We start from the raw sequence: 19,221 nt of genomic DNA, 5'->3' as shown, positions 1-19,221 counted from the left end.
TTCACATCGAAAAACTATCACCTCGCACACTCCAACCCAGGTAGGCCAGGATGGGGCGAGTAGAAAGTTTATAAACGCACAGATAGTTAGTGAGAACCGCCAATAAAAGCTTGAACTTCTATCTCCACATCCACACCCAGTACCAGTTCAGAAACGACTGTCGAGCGCGCAGGCAGATTTGTGCCGAAGAATTCTTTGTAGACTTCATTCAAGCCATCAAAATGACTCAGATCTGATAGCCATACTGTTGCTTTGACGACTTGGTCAAAACTGGCCCCAGTAGCGGCCAAGGTTTCACCAATGCGCAGGCAGACTGCTTTGGTCTGAGCCCTGATGTCACCCTTGATGATTTCACCGGATGCGCTAACGGGAATCTGCCCTGAAAGGAATAGAAAACCACCCGCCTTCACAGCTCTGGAAAGAGGGAGTGGTGCCTGGCTAGGGTATCGTTGAATAAGGTTGCTCATTATCGCTCCCCTGATCTTAAATAAAGGGGCACGGATGCCCCTCCTTTACTACCTGACGAAAACCGGCCCCTGAATTGGCTTCAGACGTTATTCACTGGGCCCGTTCAAGCAAATGACCTTAGGCTGGGTCATATCTTCGTAGGCGAAGCGCACACCCTCACGCCCCATGCTGCCGTACTTGAAGCCACCGAATGGCATCGCATCGAAACGGTAGTCAGACGAGTCGTTGATCATCACACCACCCGCCTCAAGCAGCTTTGCTGCCTTCATAGCGGTGTTCAGATTGCTGGTGAAGATGCCAGCGTGCAGGCTGTACTCTGGCTCATTGGCAAGCGCCAGCGCATCTTCAAGCGTGCTGACCTCCTGCAAGATGACGATGGGGCTGAACACCTCTTCCTGCCAGACCTTGCACTCAAAGCTCACGTCTTCCAGGACGGTTGGATAGAACAGAGTGCCCTCCCGCTTGTTACCAAGCAGAACTTTGGCACCCTTGCTGACAGCTTCCTGTACGGAGTCTTGTGCACGTTTGGCCGCTGCCTCAGAGATCATCGGGCCGACGTCCGTCGCCTCGTCTGCCTGATTACCCACTACCAAAGCGCGGGACTGCTCGACGAACTTCTCCTTGAAGATCTGGTAGATCTTGCTGTCGATCAGGATGCGTTGGGTACCGATGCAATTCTGCCCTGCTGCCCAGTACGCGCCAGAAACGCACGACTCAACGGTCGACTCAAGCTCGCAGTCGGCCATGACGATTACTGGCGCATTACCGCCAAGATCCATTGCCATCTTCTTGAGCCCTGCAGTCTTGGTAATCTGCTCGCCTGTAGCAAAGCCACCTGTGAAGGAGATCATCCGCACAGCGCGGTGAGCAACCAACGCCTTACCCAGCTCAGCATCACCGGTAGCCACCGAAACAACTTCAGTAGGCAACCCAGCCTTGTTCAGGTAGGTCACCAGCTTGACGGCGGACAGCGGAGCGAGCTCGGAAGGCTTCAGCACCACCGAGTTGCCGCCGGCGATAGCCGGGCCCAGCTTATGAGCAACCAGGTTCAGCGGGTCGTTATAGGGGGTGATAGCCAAGATCACGCCCAAAGGCTCGCGAGTGAACCACCCTTGGCGAGATTCAGAACCAACATAGGAGTCGAATGGAATCACCTCGCCTGCGTTACGCTTGGCCTCTTCAGCCGAAAGCTTGAGCGTGTTTACACAACGAAGGACTTCCTTGCGTGCTTGGCGAATTGTTTTACCAGACTCCGCTGAAATGAGTTTCGCGAAATCATCCTTGTCCTTCTCCACCAGTGCAGCTGTGTGCTCCAGAATACGAGAACGCTCAGCACGAGAAAGGTTGCGAGCGGTCACAGCACCGTGCTTGGCAGTTTCGATCACCAAGTGAGCAGAAGTTGCGGGAACCTTGGCCACCTCACCAATCACAGAACCATCAAACGGGTCGAATACTGTGATCTCTTCGTAATCTGTGGACAGAGCCAGACTCAAGCTGTTCATATTCAGATCGCCTGTTTGGTTTTGTTCTTGTGGATGCTGATGATGTCGGACAGCAGTGCGTAGGCAGTTTCAATACGGCCAGCACCAGCACCTACAACAGTGACCGGGCCCAGGAGGTTGGTTTCAAAGCTGACAGCATTCGTTGCGCCACTTACCCCGGCCAATGCATCAGAGTTCGGAAGAAGTTGCGGGCTAACCGAAGCAGTCACAGTACCAGCCGGGGTGCGCTGTGCACTGCCAATGAGCTTCCAGCGCGAGTTATTTTGAGCGGCATTCTGAATATCTTGTGCAGTGATGTTCGAGATGCCTTCACAGCACACATCGTTCGGAGTCAGCTTCGCACCCAGCAGTTCATTTGCCAGGATCACTACCTTCAGACGTACATCATGACCTTCAACGTCAGCAGTTGGATCTGCTTCGGCATAGCCCAGCTCCTGAGCCTCCGACAATGCGTCACCGAAGTTGAGACCGGCTTGCATGCTGCTGAGAATGAAATTGGAAGTTCCGTTCAGAATGCCCTTGAAACCAGTGATTTCCGAACCGGCCAATGTTTCTTGCGCCAGACGGATCACCGGAGTACCGCTCATCACGGCACCTTCAAACTCAAAGGCTGCACCATTCGTCGCAGCCAGCTTCTTCAGCGCAGCCGAGTGGAGAGCCACTGGGCCTTTGTTTGTAGTCACAACGCTAATGCCCTTTTCCAGAGCCCAGCGACAGAACGTGGTTGCTGGCTCACCATCAACCGGATTGGTGAAGGTGGCCTCAGCAACAATATCTGCACCGGAAAAACGAATGACCGTCTCGTTGGCCGGCTCGGCGCTACCATTCTCCAGGGCTGCGAAGGCACCTTTGGCTGCAGGCACAGCTACCAATTTCTTAGGATCCAGGCCGTCCTTACCGATCACCGAACCCAAGAAAATGTCGCTAACGCCAACGATTTTCAGCGTAAAGCCAAGCTCGGCAGCCCACAGTTCATTCTTCTCGGCAACCAGTTGGGCCAGAGCGCGGTTAACACCGCCGAAACCCAGCAAAGCAATTTTGTATTCAGTCACAGCAACGGCCTCATTTTGTTGTTTACCACTGGAGGAAATCGTAAGCTGCAACCCTGCTTAACCGAATATGCCAAACAGACAGATCTTGCTAGCAAAATGCTCGTATAGTATGTCGCTTTGCTTGTGCACTATTTTGTATGAGACAGCACAAAAGAAGTCACCGTATTCACAACCCCAGGCAGACTGGAAATATCAGTCCAGACCTTATTAATTCTATCCGGAGAACTCGCCTCAACGGTCAGAACGATATCAAGATCACCACTCATAACATTGCAAGCGATCACCTCAGGAATCGCAGCGACAGAGCGCACTACGTCTGCACCCCTCATGCGATCCTGCCTGTACACAAAAACCAGTGCTCGTATCGGTGGATGGTCTGAAGACGCAGCCCCCTTCACAATCGTATATCCTTTGATATACCCGTCTCGCTCCAAGCGCTCAATCCTGAGCCGAACAGCGTTTCTAGAAAGATTAACTTTCAGCGCAATATCGTTGTGAGCTAAACGCGAATTCCTGGTTAGTTCTTCGATGATCCTTTCATCGACTTTGTCCAAAGTGCGTTTCATCGCTACCTCCGGATCGCGTAAAGCAATCACTCACACATAAAATTATTACTTAGCTGCCCTGGCCAAGCCTCTTAAGCTCAGCCGAGCCAAACCCGGCATCAGGGCCAGGGCTCATCCGTTGGCCCACCAAGGTGGGGGAGCCAAGATCTCGGCTATCAGCTCTGGTCAGCAGGCACGCTCACAGCTTCGTGCCATCGACCGAAAAAGTCAATATACTGACCGTCGCCACACCAACCGCCCTTTGCCAGGAAGGCAAAGCCAACCCAGTCCCACATGGGCGAAGGAGAAAAAATGACTGCCAAAGACGTTTTTCACTCGATGTTTCAGTACAAAGCTTGGTCTGAAGCCGAGCTATTCAAAATCCTCACAGAGTCTCCAAGCACGTTCACTGCGCCGCATCTGACAGAAGCTTTATGGCATCTCGCTCACATCAACATCGTGGACAACCTGTTTAAGGGGAGGCTGCTGGGTGACCCCATGCCCTGCAGCTCAACCACTACAAGCGAACCGCAACATTTGTATGACCTATCGTTAAAATTTTCTAAAATGAACAACTGGTTTGTTAACTACACCAAATCTGTGACGGAGGCAGAGCTTGAAGAAAGGCTGAACTTTTTGTTTGCAGATGGGAAGCCAGGAGATATGAAAAAGTCAGAAATGTTGAGCCATGTCTTCTCGCATGGACTGCTGCATCGTGGGATGGTCAGCGGCCTACTACCGTTTGCAGCAAGTGAAGGCTGGCAGGATCACTTCACGACGTTCTTGAAACAGTAAATATAATTCAGCCTTAATTTTATAAGGCTTGCGGCGTTTCATTTCCCAGATCAAATAGCGATAGGGCGACCGTGAAGAAGCAAAACCCTTCAAGCAGGGACTAGACATGTACTTACCGACATATTTCAGCGAGCATCAAAAGGAAGCGTTACACACCATAATAATGGATAATCCATTTGGTACGTTGGTAACCCATGGGCCAGCTGGACTCGATGCCAATCATCTTCCTTTCGAGCTTGAACCAAACATTGGTGCATTGGGGGTGCTCAGTGCCCATGCTTCAAAAGACAACCCCCTACTCAACGAAGTAAAGCATTTGGATGAGGTACTGGTGGTATTCCAGGCAGGCAATGCTTACATTTCACCTACCTGGCTACCGAGCAAAAAAGACACCGAGCGACAAGTGCCAACCTGGAACTACAAGGTCGTCCATGCAAAGGGACGCATCAAGCTTATCCACGATGAGGCCCACGTCCGCAAACTGGTTGCCAAGCTGACCAAGCGTCATGAGGCCTCAATGGAAAGGCCTTGGAAAATGTCTGACGCCCCTAAAGAATATATCAGCGAACTCCTTGATAGAATTTTTCTAATTGAGATTGAAATAACTGATCTTGTCGGGAAGTTCAAATTAAGTCAGGATGATGGGGCGAAAGACATGGTCGGTGCGGGCACGGCCCTCAAGGAGCTTGGAGAGCATAACGTCGGAGATGCCATGCTCGAAGCAGCCAAGAATCTCTAGCCCAATGGATTGTGGGATGGGCTGAACCTAAACCGCTGCGTTCAAGGCGCTTGTAAAGCGCAGCCCCGGATCATTGAAAGAATCAGTGAGCCGGGGCAGTGGCTCGGGGATTTCACCGATAGCAGCCTGATGCTTCTTAGCCGATCGTCCGAGACGGACGTATGCAAAGGTCATCATATTGACTTTTTCGGTCACCGGCACATACAGTAACTCAAGCTCGAATTTTCCCCGGCTTGGCAGTAGAGGTTTAGCTTTTTGACATTGCACATGGTTGAGGCTCAGCAACCGCAAGTGCCGTACTGGACTGCCACTCAGTCAGCGCAATCGATACCAACGCCATTGTCCAGAACAATGGATATTCCCAACCGCCTCCGGTGTTGCTGAATAACCAGCCATTGCCCGAATGCGCCCAGGTTGCGCCTAGTAAGATAGGAACTGCAGCAGTTGCTGCAATATGGGGTTTTAGTCTCAAGATAAGCATGCCCCCCGTGACAATCTCCACCAAGAGCGTTACCCAAGCCAAGAACCCGGGAAGTCCGATAGACTCGAAAAATGCGACCGTCCCTGCCATCGTGAATACAAACACCTTGAGATAAAGCGAGTGCGTGATTAGTGCGACACCTGCAGTGAGTCGAAGAAATAAGCGACCGAAGTACGCAGGGTTAAAATTAGTCATGTCAGCTCCTTCATCTATGCAGTGCCGTTTGCCCTGCTTACGACTAATTCTGGTGGCTACTTGAATTCCAAACAATCTGCTTTTTCACCAAACAGGACTGCAAGAATGCACAACTGGGACTGGGATGATCTACGGTTAATCCTCGCAGTAGCTGAACATGCATCGTTTGCAGCAGCAGCCAGGCACCTCAATGTAAATCACACCACCGTCCTACGGCGAGTGAATACATTTGAGCAGGCACACGGGTTACGAATTTTCAATCGGCTTGCCACAGGGTATACGCTGACTGAAGCCGGTGAGGAACTGCTGCGGACTGCTGAAATAATGAGAGGAGCCGTAAGCGACCTATCGCTTCGACTTGAAGGAAAAGACCTCAAGCTGGAGGGGACACTTCGAATTACCACCTGCGATACGATTATGGGCTCGATCCTTCCTCAGATTCTTGAGAAATTCAGCAAGCAAAATGAGAAAATCGTAGTTGAATTGTCAACTGGGCCTTTTGTCACTGACTTGGCGCAGCGACATGCAGATGTGGCTATCCGGACTGGAGATAACCCCACCGAGTCCCTTATTGGCAGGCACCTCTCCGATGTCCGATTCGCCCTGTACGCATCCATTGAAATGGCTGGGTTGCTAGAGTGTGTCGACCCCTTGACCTTCACCAAGTGGATCTCACCTGACCTGACTTTCAGCCAGATGGCTGTCACGAAATGGATTCAATCAACAATCCCAGCCAGTTCAATCATCTTCAAGGCTGACTCGTTGATCTCGTTGCGCCAGGCCGCGCTAGCGGGGATGGGAATTGCCCCTCTACCCCGCTATCTGGGAGATAACACGCCAGGCCTTGTCAGGCTCAAATCGGATGCGCTGGATCCGTTCACAACTGGCCTCTGGATCCTTACACATCGCGACCTGCGGCATACCGCAAGAGTTCGCGAGTTCATATCGTTCGTGAGCGACGAACTGAGGCAGCGCAGCTTTTAAGTCTCTCATGCCAGCAGTGCGTCACGGGCGGGCCATTCACATCCGGGCGTCACGTCCGGAATGAAGCAACCAGACCCCTGAGCCGCTCGATCTGCGACTGCAGGTTCTCGCAGGCACTCAAGGTTGACCGGAGGTTTTTCACGTTTTCTGTGTTCAGGCTATTGATCTGCGCGATATCAACGTTGAGAGACTCAATGACAGAGGACTGCTCCTCGGTGGCGGTCGCCACAGATTGATTCATGCCATCGATATCGCCGACATGGTGATTGATAACGTGAAGGCACGCCCCCGCCTCATTCGCTACCGCCATGCCTTGCTCACTCAGATGACCACTCACCTCCATCCGATTGACGGCTTCTTGGGCGCCTGCCTGTAGCTCATCGATCATCACATGAATTTCTTGAGTTGAAGCCTGCGTTCGATATGCGAGGCTACGAACCTCATCTGCGACAACGGCAAATCCCCGACCAGCCTCTCCTGCTCGGGCTGCCTCGATCGCAGCATTGAGAGCAAGCAAATTGGTTTGCTCCGAAATACCCTTGATGACCTCCAGAATGCGTCCAATGCTGACCGTTTTATCGTTCAACGATTCAATGCTGCCCGACGCCAGCCGAAGATTGTCAGAGAGATCACTCATCTTGGAGATGGTACCTGCAACCACCTTTCCTCCCTCATGAGACTGACTCCGAGCTTTTGCTGCCTGTACCGAGGCATCGCCGGCATTGCGGGCGATCTCTTGAGCAGCCGCACCAAGTTCATGAATCGCTGCCGCTACGCTATCCGTTCGCTGCGCCTGCTCGCCAGACATCGACAGGGAGCCCGCAGATGACGTGGTGACACGCTTCACCTCAGTAAACACCAACTCAGTTGCGGTGGAAACATCACGAATCGAATTGTGTATCCGCTCTACAAACACGTTGAAATCCTGGCCCAGCATACCGAACTCGTCTTGGGATTTAACCTCAAGGCGCTTTGTTAGGTCTCCCTCCCCCCTGGCAACGTCCTTCATTGCAACACTCATGCGTCGTAGAGGGTGCATAAGCCAGTAAATCATGACGCCCAGGAGCAGTATTGTCGCAGCGACGGTGATCGATGTAGCTATGACCGCCGCAAATCTGAAGCCAGCCAGCTCTTGGAACGCTTTGTCCTTGTCAAGCGCCAAGCCAACGTACCACTTGACTGCAGGAAGCCCATTGATCGCCGCAAACATGACCAACTCGCGCTTGCCTGCCTGCTGCACCTCATGGAGCTCACTGCCAAACCCATCCTTGCCGCCGGCGTAGACCGAAGTGAAATCCTTCATCAAAAGGTCACGATTAGGGTGGACTAATATTTTGCCATCCGAATCAACCAGGAATGCGTAGCCCATGCTTTTGAGTTCTACCGAACTTAGCATCTTCTCAACGGTATCAAGCGGCAAATCACCCGCCACAACGCCTTGCACGCTGTCTTTATCAATGACTGGCGCCGCAACAGTAAGCATCAGCTTGCCGTTGGTATCATCTCGATAGGGCTCTGTTAGCACGGTGCGCTTTTGCGCTTCTGCTGCCTTGTACCAAGGTCGCGTACGGGCATCATAACCAGACGGCATTTCATCTTGAGGACGAATAAAAAACTCCCCCTCCGCATTACCAAAGTAGGTGAATGAAAACACTGACTTCAGAACTGATTGATCAAGCACAGAAATCAATTTCTCTGGGACTGAAGAGCCCGCGAGCAACTCCTTCAAGCTATCAAGCAACAGCAATCGCCCAGACATCCATTGTGAAATACCATTAGCAGTGGAGTTACTCACACCCGAGAGCTTAGTTTCAATCCCCCGGTACAGTGCATCACGCTGTAGCATGTCGTTGTAAGCGGCGAAGCTAGCAAAAGAAGCTGCAACCACTAGCGCAGCAGAGATTATGATCTTATGTGAAAACATCAATTTCATTGACGATCGTCCTATCGCCGAAATAAAAAGGCCAAACATTGGCTATTATTTGAGACCGTTCGACAGGAACTGCTGGAGGCGCTCACTACGAGGATTGGTTAAGATGTCCGCTCCACCCTGCTCTTCCACCAGCCCTTGGTGTAAAAACAGGATCTGGCTAGAGACTTGTTTTGCGAAGGCCATTTCGTGTGTCACCATCAACATGGTTCGCCCCTCTTCCGCCAGCGCCTGCAACACCTTCAGCACTTCACCAACAAGCTCAGGATCCAAAGCCGATGTTGGTTCATCAAAGAGTAAGATCTCAGGCTCCATCGCTAACGCCCGGGCAATAGCAACACGTTGTTGCTGCCCACCAGACAAAAAGCTTGGGTACTGTGATGCAACCCTAGAGGGAAGGCCGACCTTATCCAAATATTGACGTGCTGCCTGCTCTGCATCAGCTTTCTTAACACCTAGGACACGCTGAGGTGCCAAGGTAATGTTGTCCAGCACACTCAAATGGCTCCACAGATTGAAGTGCTGAAATACCATGGCCAAACGGGTGCGCAGCCGCTGTAGATCTGCGGCATCAGCCACTCGCAACCCGTGTCTATCTTTAACCATCCTGATCACTTGCCCGTCGAGCGTCATAGCGCCGTCAGTAGGCGTCTCCAGGAAATTGATACAACGCAAGAAGGTACTTTTGCCAGACCCACTGGCACCTATTAGGCTGATCACATCCCCTTTATGGGCTTTTAGCGATACACCTCTCAGAACTTGGTGATCACCATAGCTTTTGTGAAGATTTTCAACGGTCAGCTTGTACCCTAACTCAAGGCCTTTGCCCATGTGCTGGTTCTGCTCAATGCTATTGGTTATTATTAGACTGGTCATCAGCGGCATTCCTAAAGTCAATGAGCGGGCCCAAGAAAGGACAGCCAGCGGCGCTCAGCTAAGCGAAATAATCCTACAAGTGCAAACGAGAGAACCAAATAGATCAAGGCTCCAATCCCAAAAGAATGGAACGTCAAGAACGTTTCTGAGTTCGCGTCACGTGCAACTTTCAAGATATCCGGGATGGTGGCAGTGAAGGCTACCGAGGTCGAGTGCAACATCAATATCACTTCATTACTGTAGTACGGGAGAGCCCGCCTCAGCGCAGAAGGCACTACTACGAATGCGTTTAACCTCAAGCCATTCAGCCCATAGGCCTTAGCTGCCTCAAGCTCGCCATACGGAATATTTCTGATTGCGCCCGCAAAAATCTCGGTTGTATACGCGCACGTATTCAGCGCAAAGGCCAGGATCGTACAGTTCATCGCATCTCTGAAGAATTCGTCCAGCAAAGGCTGTGAGCGCACGGCAGCGATGCTGTAGATCCCCGTGTAGCAAATCAGTAGCTGAATGTACAGCGGCGTCCCCCTGAACAAGTAGGTATAAAATTGGACAGGCCAACGTATATAAGCTCGCTCTGAAACCCTCGCAATGGCTAGGGGAATCGCCCCAAAAAAACCTATGAAGATTGAGGCGGTCAGCAGCCACAGCGTCATGGCCAGCCCCGTCATTTCCGTCCCATCCGTGTACAGGAAAGCCTTCCAATACTCCTGCAGTAATTCAATCATTGCAGAGCCTCGCGAGAGCCAGCGGAATATTTACGTGCAAGCCTGCGCAATACGAAGTTTGATAGCGTCGTAATGAGTAAGTAAACGAGGGCCGCCAACACTAGAAAGTAAAATAGCTGAAAAGTGCTTTTACCGGCGTCCTGGGCGGCCTTTACCAGATCTGCAAGACCTATGATTGAGACCAACGCTGTTGCCTTGAGCAAAACAAGCCAGTTATTGCCAATACCAGGAAGCGCAAAACGCATCATCTGGGGGAAGGTAATAAGGAAAAAACGTTGGGATCTGCTGAGACCATAAGCCACTGCCGCTTCCCGCTGCCCCTTAGGGACGGAAAGCATGGCTCCTCGGAATGTTTCCGTGAAATAGGCGCCGTAGATGAACCCGAGAGTTATCACGCCGGCCGCAAATGGGTCAATTTCGATGTAATTCCAGTCCAAATACTGCGTCAGGCTGGTTAACCACGTCTGCAGGCTGTAGAAAATGAGCAGCATCAGCACAAGGTCTGGTACCCCACGAATCAGCGTGGTGTATATCTGAGCAGGTAACCGAGCTATAGCTGAGGAGGAAAGCTTAGCGCTAGCGCCAATTAGGCCTAATATGACGCTCACTGCCAAGGACAGCAAGGACAGCTTGATGGTCATCCAGGTGCCCTTCAGCAGCAGCGGCCCAAAGCCCTGCATGCTAAGCCCTGGCAGACCAACAGCTTCAAAAAAGTTATCAATCATGATCGGACGACTCTTGATGAAATAACGCGCCTATGCGGGATAGGCGCATACCATTACTTACCGCTGTAAAGGTTCAGATCACCAAAATACTTCGTTTGGAGCTTGGCGTAGGTTCCGTTTTCGTGGATTGCCTTGATGGCGCTGTTCAGCTGCGCCTTGAGTTCATCATTGCCTTTGACAACTGCGATGGCCGTTTTGGAGGGAAGCAACTCGCTTTCGACTTGCTCGCTCATCTCATAATCAGCACCTTGAGGAGAGCTTAGAAATCCTGCTTTGGCCTGGAGTGTGTCCTGGATAGAAGCATCGAGCCGGCCCGACACAAGATCGTAGTAGACTTGGCTCTGGTTTTGATACGACTGAACATTAACACCCGCCTTCTTCAAAACCGCCTTAGCGTAGCCTTCCTGAATGCTGCCTTGGAAAAAGCCAACACGCTTGCCTTTGAGTGAATTCACATCCGCACTGAGCCCAGAGCCCTTTTTATAGACATACGATGTTGGGCCGGAGAATAGCTCATTTGTGAAATCGACTGCTTTTTCACGTACAGGCGTCACCGTCATAGAGGACAGAACTCCATCGAACTTATTGGCTCGAAGCCCAGGAATCAGCCCATCAAAATCACTTTCGACCCATTTGCACTTAGCCTTGAGCTCAGCGCAAATCGCATTTCCCAGGTCAATATCAAACCCGACAAGGTCGCCATCTGGAGCCTTGGACTCGAAGGGAGCGTAATTGGCATCTACGCCAAATCGAATCTCTTTATACTCTTTTGCCTGCGCCAGGCTGATGCAAAAGGGAAGCGTAGCCAAAACAAAAAGCTTACGGAGTGACATCATTTGGAAATCCCTAGATATTGTAATTAATTTAAGGGCCAGCAATTTCAACGGCCTATGCTCGTCAAAACCACACTTATCCATGAGCGCTGCACGCCTAAGCGCCTCCGTGCATGGCTGCTGTCATCTTGCTCATGATGTCATGCTACGCCATAAGTTGATCGGCACAAGATGGCATTAAGCTCGTACTGGCAAGCATTTTGCTCGGCATAGATAGCAATATGCTCGTAGCTTTCTCTACTTTTTAAAACCTAGGGACAGAGTTAGAGCCGTGTAGAGCTAAGAGGATCGCCTGCGAGACGCAGAGGATTGCTCTTAAGTGTCCAAATACCAAGATTCCTCATCTAGCAGAACGCATCACCCACCATCAAATTGACGCCAGATGTAACAGTGTACGGTGTTACTCCGTGTTCATTGACGTCGGAGAGTGGGCGCTCGTAGGCGCCCCATCCCATCAAACAACGGTAGGCTTTATGGCCTTTTCGATACGCTGACGTCCTGCGTGAGTAAGCTTATTTACTCCAGCTTCCTTGGCAACCGCGTAAACCAGTCCTTCTCCAACATGCCCGTGTTTAGTCATTTCATCCACCAAGGCGCGTAGTTCAGACAAGCAGATGTCAGCGAGTGGCCGCGTTGAATCGTCATCACCTGGTCTCCGGAAGACGACGTTCGCCTCCGAGTCTAAATGTAAGGGCCAGAAGAAGGTTCCGGACTGCTCCTCTTCATGGGAACGGAATCGTGCGCGGGCAATTTGATCGACACGATCGCGAATGCGTGAGCCCGTTCTGACCCAGCCATGAGCACGGGCGATACGCCGTGCTAGCACCGAATCAAGCACTGGCCCCTCCTCTGACACCACATGGGCGATCATCCGTTCCAGAGTAGACGTATAGTTCGCTTCGAAGAATCGATCTGGGTCAACACCTTCCACAGCCTCAGTCGGGTCTGCTTCCTTGTAAACCAGATGCTCCACCGGCACATGAGGAATCACAATTTCTTCTACTTGAGCCGCGGCAGCTCTGGCGTATTTCAACTCAGGCAATGCGCCGGACGGATCATTGGCTTCAGCAACAGGGGTGGAAGCGACCACAGCGACCTGATCCACCACTTCGATCACTTCTGCCATCGCGGCATCGATTTTCAAGCGCTCCGCCTCATGCGCAGCATCGATGACGGCTTGCTTGGCTCTCGACTTAGCGAGGAGCTCCGTCAATTGCTGATGAACCTTTTCCGCAGTCCCTACAGCATCAACCCACCAGTCTGTCGACCAGATTCGCACGATCTCCCAGCCCAGACCACGTAGTACAAACTCTCGCAACTTGTCGCGATCACGGGCAGTTGCACTGCGGTGGTAAGTAGCGCCATCGCATTCCACGCCGGCAAGGAACCGCCCAGGTGCATCAGGATGAACGACTCCTAGGTCGACTCGGAACGACGACACGCCAATCTGGGTGTGAACCTGCCAACCCTTCTTGGCCAAGGCAGCTGCGACCGCCTCTTCGAATGGGCTGTCGAATCCGCCCACACTGCCGAAGTTAGCTTCTGCCAAGGCCCGCGGCCCACGCTCAGCAAACTCGAGGAAGTGCTTCAGATCACGCACTCCAACAGCTTGCGTACGGGCGAGGTCAATGTGCTCTGGGCGCAGCGTCGAGAACAATACCAATTCCTGGCGAGCACGAGTAATGGCGACGTTGAGGCGACGTTCACCACCAGGACGGTTCATCGGCCCGAAGTTCATCGACATCACGCCGGCAGCGTCTTTCCCATAGGTGGTCGAGAAGTAGATGATGTCGCGCTCGTCTCCCTGGACACTTTCCAGGTTCTTCACGAACACAGGCTCAAGCTCAGATTCAGCAAAGTAGGAGTCAAGCGACGGATCTTTCCGACATGCCTCATCCAGCATGTCCATGATGAGCTTCTGCTGCTCACCATTGAACGTGACGACACCCACGGTTCGACGACTCTCTCGGAAGACAGGCGACTGAAGGCGAGCAACGAGGTCAGCGACCAGCGCTCTTGCTTCAATAAGGTTGGTACGTGAACCACCCTTGTCGTAGACACCTGCTACTGGGCACAAACGCACTGCCTTGTCAGCTGTGAACGGTGATGGGAAGGTCACCAGCTTCGAGCCATAGTAGCGCTGGTTTGAGAAGGCGATCAGACTCTCGTGGCGACTGCGATAATGCCAGTTCAGGTTACGCATCGGCAGGTTCGCGCTGATGCATTCATCCAGGATGCTCTCGAGATCGGCTTCGACATCCTCATCATCAGCTGTGGACTCGGCGCGGTCAAAGAACGAGGTCGGCGGGAGCTGTTTCGGGTCGCCCACCATTACAACCTGCTTTCCTCGTGCCATTGCACCAATCGCATCCCAAACCGGAATCTGAGAAGCCTCATCGAAGATGACCAGGTCGAACGGAGTCGAAGCCGGCGGCAAGTATTGGGCGATCGAAAGCGGGCTCATTAACAAGCAAGGTGTCAGCTTGGTGAGCGCTTCCGGTGCCCGAGTCATCAACTCACGCAATGGAATATGCTTGGTTTTCTTGCCCATCTCATGACGCAGCAAGCCCCACTCAGAAGAGCGGCTCACGCTGTCCTGACTTGGCAGGTCAGCACACAGCCGAGCACGGAGCCAGTCCTTCGTCAGCTCGGTGAACTTGTCATCCAGCGCTCGGAAATCGCGAATACGCTGTTCGTGCTCAACACTGACAAACGTCCGGATCACTTCCTCATTATCGACAGTGGTATTCAGCCACCAGCGAGCGTAATTCACCTCGAAGACGCGGCGGACTTTTCCGGAGGTGATTGCTCCGCTTTCCATAGCTTGGACAATTGGGGCGAGGCCAACGGCGAAAGCCTCATCGCGCACCTTTCTCCAAGCACACCATGCCTTGAGTCGCGCCTCGGAAGAAACGACGGTCTCGCAATTTTTCTTGAGGTCATTCAACGAAAGATGTGCGGTCTCATCAGCACCGGCCTCGGTGAAGTGACCGATCGAAGTCAGATGCGATGAACGCTCCTGCAACAACGCAAGCTTTTCACGAAGGGCCACGCCTGCGAGAGCTATCGCACCTTCAGGCTCTAGCAAGGCGTTGCCATCTCCCAAGAGCGTTTGGAGGGGAGCCTTGTAAGCTGCGATGTGCTCCGGATTCAGCGCGAGCTTCGCAATAGCCGTTGCTACCTGCCCTTGGAACACCACAGCCTGACGTGCAACTTCAAGCTTGGTCTTCAGGTCACTCCAGACCGGTACCAGCTCTCGCAGGTCAGCCAGGTCGGACAGATCACGTTCAACCGCTGCCCGCTGCTTTAACAGGTCGAAGTCACCTTTAAGCAACGCTCCACAGCGGCCCTCCTGCACTTCTGGGTGATCATCAACAAGGCGACCACGCTCTTCGATATCTCGACGCTCAGCCTGGAAACGCAGCGCTGCAGTAAGGAGTTCAATGTTTGTGTCCTTGCCGCACCAAAGCTGCTGAGTGGTCGGGCCAAGGTCGGACAAGGCGGCCATATCGCTATTAAGGCGCGTCAGCGTGCGAAGTCGTCGCAGCTCTTCCTTCAAGGCGTCACCCAGCTGGCCTTGCTCGACCAACTGGAGCCCATCATCAATCCAGTCCGAGTCTGCTTGCTGGAGCCGAATGGCCTCTTGAAGCTTGATCGACGTTGAAAGCTGCTCAGCCACAGACTTTGAACCTTGCCAAACGGCAACGCACTCGTGTCCGGGCTCAAGCTCATCAATAGCACGGCGCACGGCGCGGATTTCTGCCCAGATGGCCAAATCTTTACCGTGATCGGCCTCGCCTGCAGTGGTTTGAGTCGGGGCTAGCAAACCTGCGATACGACGCTTACCGAACCAGGACTTTGGCCAGAACGATTCCTCGGCCTCTTTCCACTCACGCAGCAACAGATCGATGTCGAGCGATTCGATGGTATCGCCATAGGTCGCACTGAGCTGCTGCTTGAGCTCTTCTATTTGGCCAAGCAGTGCCACCGCCTGAGCAAGGACATCGGTGACACTCGCCGGCCAGGCTGGGCTGAGTTCACCGAAGGTGATGCGACGTTGCTGTAGCAACTCGATACCCTGCTTCGCTTCCGCCACAACGCGTGAAGGCCAGAGCGGCGAAAGCTTGCCGTTGAGTTCTCGGTGTTGTTCAACCCACGCACAGCCATCGCTCAGTCGTTGGGATATGGAGCGGGCATCAGGCCGCAACGCGAAGCGCCAATCCTGCCCTGCTGCCGCGGGCAGTGCCTGGGAAAGGACTGACAACCCCTCCAGTGCTGTCGCGGTGTATTCCGAAGTCGGGAACCCAACCAACTCAACGAACCGATCAGCCGCCCGCTGCACATCCAGCACAGCAGGCAATACATCGCGAGCTGCCTGTACCAGCTGTTGCTGCCAATGGGGTGACCATTCCGCCTGGCCTATAGCGGACAACGCATTGCCCACTAAATGGCCGTATCCCACAGCCTGCGCGTTCACTTCGAGGCGATCGGCCAACTCACGAAGCTCTAGTATGGCTTTCTGGTCATGCGTGTTAGGTGAAGCCCAACCGACAGGAGCAACAGCTTCATCGCCACCCGAAGTGACCGTGCCAATCGCATCGTAGATGGTGTAACCGTTGCGATGGCGCCGGTGCAGTCGCTCGACGTAAATGTTCAGGCTGTCGCGCAGCGTTGCGAGGCGCTGAGCCTCAACTTCCCATGCAGCGGAATCAACCTGCCCTTTCGCCTCCCAAGCGGACTGCAGCTGGGCCAGCACATCAGTTTTCCGAGCCTTGCTTGAGTGCAACTCGAGGCAGAACTCACCCAAGCCAATCTCACGGAGGCGACGATACACGACATCCAGCGCGGCGATTTTTTCCGAGACGAACAGCACGCGACGCCCTTGGGCAATCGACTGAGCGATCATGTTGGAAATCGTCTGGCTCTTGCCGGTACCGGGTGGGCCAATCAATACGAAGTCTTTGCCCTTAGCGGCCGCCATCACTGCAGCCAACTGAGATGAGTCAGATGGCAGGGGGCAGAAAACATCGGTCGGGCCGTAATCACGATCCAGCGATTGCGCCTCTGGGAACGGTGTATCCGAAATGAACGAGTCGCGTGGGGTATCCAGGAGGTGCTGAACGACAGGGCTCTGCCGCAGGTGCTCAGCGTTCTCGGCCAGATCCTTCCACATGAGGTATTTGGCAAACGAAAACATCGACAGCACGACGTCTTCGCTCAACTCCCACCCTGGGATGTCCTTGATGGCATGTCCGACCTTGTTCCAAATGCCGGCGATATCAAGACCAGAATCGTCCCGAGGCAACTCGTGCTCCAGGGAACCCAAGCCCAACTCGAAGTCCTGCCGAAGCATTTCAATAAGGGTTGGGTTGAAGCGCGGCTCATCATCGTGGAGCACCATGGTGAATCCGGAGCGAGCGCTCTTGCGCTCCAGCGTAACCGGAACCAAAACCAATGGCGCCTTGTACTTCTGCCCTGCCCTGTCCTCACGAGTCCAACTCAGGAAGCCGATGGCCAGGAAGAGCGTATTGGAGCCGCCTTCTTGCAGCGCTGTGCGAGCACCTCGGTACAGTTCGGTGAGTCGAACATCCATCTCGTTGGATGTCAGCGCAACGAACACCTCTCTGCGCTTAAGCGCATCCTCGGCATGCCGGCGACGAACATCCTCACGCTTGCGTTGCTCATACAGAGCGCGCTCCCTCGGATCAGCACCATCCATGAGGTCTGGACGGGTGAGCAGCTTCAGCGACTGACCACTGGCCAGTACATCCTCAAGAGCACCCGGGTCTGGAGACTCGAGCTTCAAAGCCCGCTTGCCCGTCTTGAAGTTGAGAAGGTTGTTTCGAAGCGACAGATCCAGCAGTTTGCGCTGCCAGCGGCCTAGACGATCAGCAGGATCGAGTTTGGAAAGATCTTCGACGACCACCTCATGCACTTCATCTGGCATGTCCAGGCCGTCTTCAACCAGCAGCGGTGCGGCCTCGTCCGGGTCTTCCAGAGCAACTCGTGGTATCTGAGCCTCGGAGCTCGCCAGGGGCTTGATGCGCTGCAGACGTGCGCGACGTATGTCTAGCAGCATCTCGAAGTCGCTGTCTGAGTCTTCAGCTATCTGCTTCGCTCCGCGCTCGACGGCATAGGAGAAAGACGGAGCAAGGTTCTGAGTAACAAGGGTGGTCTCGAAAAGAACCAGCTCGCGCAGCTTCACCCGTTTGCGCACCGCGGTCACATCATCAACCAGCGCCGTTGTAAACTCTTCCGGCTTCATCCACAGACCCACGAAGGCATGCCCCCGGGTAAAGACGATCACAGGGTTCAGCCCAATTTGCTCAAGAGCTGCACAGAAAAGCAGAGTGAGATCCATACAGGTCGCCAAACCAGTGTCGGCGATTTGGCTGGGACTGCGCACCTTTTGGCCAGTCTGCTCAAAGCTCGCCGGTGGCAACGCGTAATCAAGCTTCATTCGTGCCACGGCGCCCCAGACTGCTGACGCCAGCTGCCAGACACGCTTCGCACCACCCTCGTAGCCATCGAGCGCCGAAGACTTCTCACTGAGGCGCAGCAATTCAGCCGTCTGCTTCAACAATCGTTCAACTGCCGGATCATTGGGTTGAACGAAAGCGGCAGTCATATCTGGGATATGACGAAGCCCACCCCACTGGTTACGCGGCAAAAGGTCTACAACCTGCTCTAGGCGAGCAACTTCCTTCCGACCACTCTCGGACGCCTTGTCATCAGCCTCAAGTGCAAAGGTAAAAGTGGAAAGCTCGGCCTCTGTGAGGCGACTGAGCAAGGGGCCATCCAAGACCAGATCAAGCCCCGGAATAACTCGAAAGCTGTCAGGTGCGACTTCGTCGATTCGCCAGACCTTGGACTTGAACACCTCAGGCTCTGAGGTCAATGTCAGGGTCACATCGACGAAGCGGTCGTCGGTCTCGTTCGCGATGCGAAGCTCGCGAATCACGGGAATGGCGTTCTGGAAGTCGGCAAGGTTCAGCTTCGCCACCAACGTGGCCAGAATCTTGACTTCTTTAGGCGGGATTTCTTCTTGAGCAGCGAGGGGCTGAACGATGTCGTCCATGCGCAACCTTCCTTGTCGTTATGCCCAAGGGAGTGCCGGAATAGGCCGGCCAAGGAGCCCCTCTTGAGCTGATGGCGGGATGATAGCGCTTCCAGCTTCAGGCGTAATGATCCTTTGGTCGTTGTAAAGCGCTCGAATCCATCCAACAGCCAGGATAGGCAGGTGGGCTAGGACGAGAAAACCTGGGGGATGTCGATCAGCCAGGTTACCGCAGATCCCCTAGCCGTGACCGACTCCAGCGAGAACAGGGAAAAAGTGTGACGCCCATCACACTTTGAAAATAAGTCGCC

The 19,221-nt window shown here is 53.5% G+C and carries 14 protein-coding genes and 1 pseudogene; 3 read left to right on the top strand and 12 right to left on the bottom strand.

Annotated elements, in window-relative coordinates; all coding sequences use genetic code 11:
• Positions 1 to 86: 86 nt before the first annotated feature.
• From ACMGGG_RS07795 to ACMGGG_RS07780, 4 genes are all read right to left on the bottom strand, one after another.
• Complete coding sequence (locus ACMGGG_RS07795) at positions 87 to 467, bottom strand: RidA family protein (protein ID WP_170029840.1); 381 nt, start codon at positions 465 to 467, stop codon at positions 87 to 89.
• An 87-nt stretch (positions 468 to 554) separates the two neighbouring features.
• Positions 555 to 1,970, bottom strand: coding sequence for an aldehyde dehydrogenase family protein (locus ACMGGG_RS07790; RefSeq protein WP_414155175.1), 1,416 nt, complete (start codon positions 1,968 to 1,970; stop codon positions 555 to 557).
• Between the two features lie 2 nt (positions 1,971 to 1,972).
• The gene (locus tag ACMGGG_RS07785) at positions 1,973 to 3,022 is read right to left on the bottom strand and encodes a homoserine dehydrogenase (protein ID WP_280044312.1); all 1,050 of its coding nucleotides are present in this window, start codon (positions 3,020 to 3,022) and stop codon (positions 1,973 to 1,975) included.
• Positions 3,023 to 3,150: 128 nt separating this feature from the next.
• A complete protein-coding gene (locus ACMGGG_RS07780) occupies positions 3,151 to 3,588 on the bottom strand; it encodes an Lrp/AsnC family transcriptional regulator (RefSeq protein WP_180689740.1) in 438 nt (145 codons plus the stop codon).
• A 291-nt stretch (positions 3,589 to 3,879) separates the two neighbouring features.
• On the opposite strand from ACMGGG_RS07780, the gene ACMGGG_RS07775 reads away from it, so the two are divergent.
• Positions 3,880 to 4,362, top strand: coding sequence for a DinB family protein (locus ACMGGG_RS07775; RefSeq protein WP_414155174.1), 483 nt, complete (start codon positions 3,880 to 3,882; stop codon positions 4,360 to 4,362).
• Positions 4,363 to 4,468: 106 nt separating this feature from the next.
• Positions 4,469 to 5,101: an FMN-binding negative transcriptional regulator gene (locus ACMGGG_RS07770; protein ID WP_414155173.1), complete on the top strand. Its 633-nt coding sequence runs from the start codon at positions 4,469 to 4,471 to the stop codon at positions 5,099 to 5,101.
• Positions 5,102 to 5,348: 247 nt separating this feature from the next.
• Here ACMGGG_RS07770 and ACMGGG_RS07765 read toward each other — a convergent pair whose 3' ends face one another.
• Entirely contained in the window at positions 5,349 to 5,777 is a 429-nt protein-coding gene (locus ACMGGG_RS07765) for a DoxX family protein (RefSeq protein ID WP_414155172.1), read from the bottom strand.
• Between the two features lie 105 nt (positions 5,778 to 5,882).
• Here ACMGGG_RS07765 and ACMGGG_RS07760 point away from each other — a divergent pair, with 105 nt between their 5' ends.
• Positions 5,883 to 6,761, top strand: a complete 879-nt coding sequence (locus tag ACMGGG_RS07760; protein WP_414155171.1) for a LysR family transcriptional regulator — start codon at positions 5,883 to 5,885, stop codon at positions 6,759 to 6,761.
• 49 nt (positions 6,762 to 6,810) lie between these two features.
• Here ACMGGG_RS07760 and ACMGGG_RS07755 read toward each other — a convergent pair whose 3' ends face one another.
• From ACMGGG_RS07755 to ACMGGG_RS07725, 7 genes and pseudogenes are all read right to left on the bottom strand, one after another.
• On the bottom strand, positions 6,811 to 7,569 hold the full coding sequence (locus ACMGGG_RS07755; RefSeq protein WP_414155791.1) for a methyl-accepting chemotaxis protein: 759 nt from the start codon (positions 7,567 to 7,569) through the stop codon (positions 6,811 to 6,813).
• A 99-nt stretch (positions 7,570 to 7,668) separates the two neighbouring features.
• Positions 7,669 to 8,607: pseudogene (locus tag ACMGGG_RS07750) on the bottom strand (cache domain-containing protein); the annotation flags it as partial.
• A gap of 132 nt (positions 8,608 to 8,739) precedes the next feature.
• On the bottom strand, positions 8,740 to 9,522 hold the full coding sequence (locus ACMGGG_RS07745) for an ABC transporter ATP-binding protein (RefSeq protein WP_032636322.1): 783 nt from the start codon (positions 9,520 to 9,522) through the stop codon (positions 8,740 to 8,742).
• Between the two features lie 62 nt (positions 9,523 to 9,584).
• Positions 9,585 to 10,295: an ABC transporter permease gene (locus ACMGGG_RS07740; RefSeq protein WP_414155170.1), complete on the bottom strand. Its 711-nt coding sequence runs from the start codon at positions 10,293 to 10,295 to the stop codon at positions 9,585 to 9,587.
• Positions 10,292 to 11,020: an ABC transporter permease gene (locus ACMGGG_RS07735; protein WP_414155169.1), complete on the bottom strand. Its 729-nt coding sequence runs from the start codon at positions 11,018 to 11,020 to the stop codon at positions 10,292 to 10,294. Before ACMGGG_RS07735 ends, ACMGGG_RS07740 begins: the two co-directional genes overlap by 4 nt.
• A 53-nt stretch (positions 11,021 to 11,073) precedes the next feature.
• Entirely contained in the window at positions 11,074 to 11,853 is a 780-nt protein-coding gene (locus ACMGGG_RS07730) for a transporter substrate-binding domain-containing protein (RefSeq protein ID WP_414155790.1), read from the bottom strand.
• 454 nt (positions 11,854 to 12,307) lie between these two features.
• Positions 12,308 to 18,931, bottom strand: a complete 6,624-nt coding sequence (locus tag ACMGGG_RS07725) for a DUF3320 domain-containing protein (RefSeq protein WP_414155168.1) — start codon at positions 18,929 to 18,931, stop codon at positions 12,308 to 12,310.
• Positions 18,932 to 19,221 lie beyond the last annotated feature (290 nt).

The sequence above is a fragment of the Pseudomonas sp. BNK-44-b genome (assembly GCF_047456245.1).
Classification (GTDB): domain Bacteria; phylum Pseudomonadota; class Gammaproteobacteria; order Pseudomonadales; family Pseudomonadaceae; genus Aquipseudomonas; species Aquipseudomonas machongensis.
This window is presented reverse-complemented; position numbering and strand designations above follow the sequence as displayed.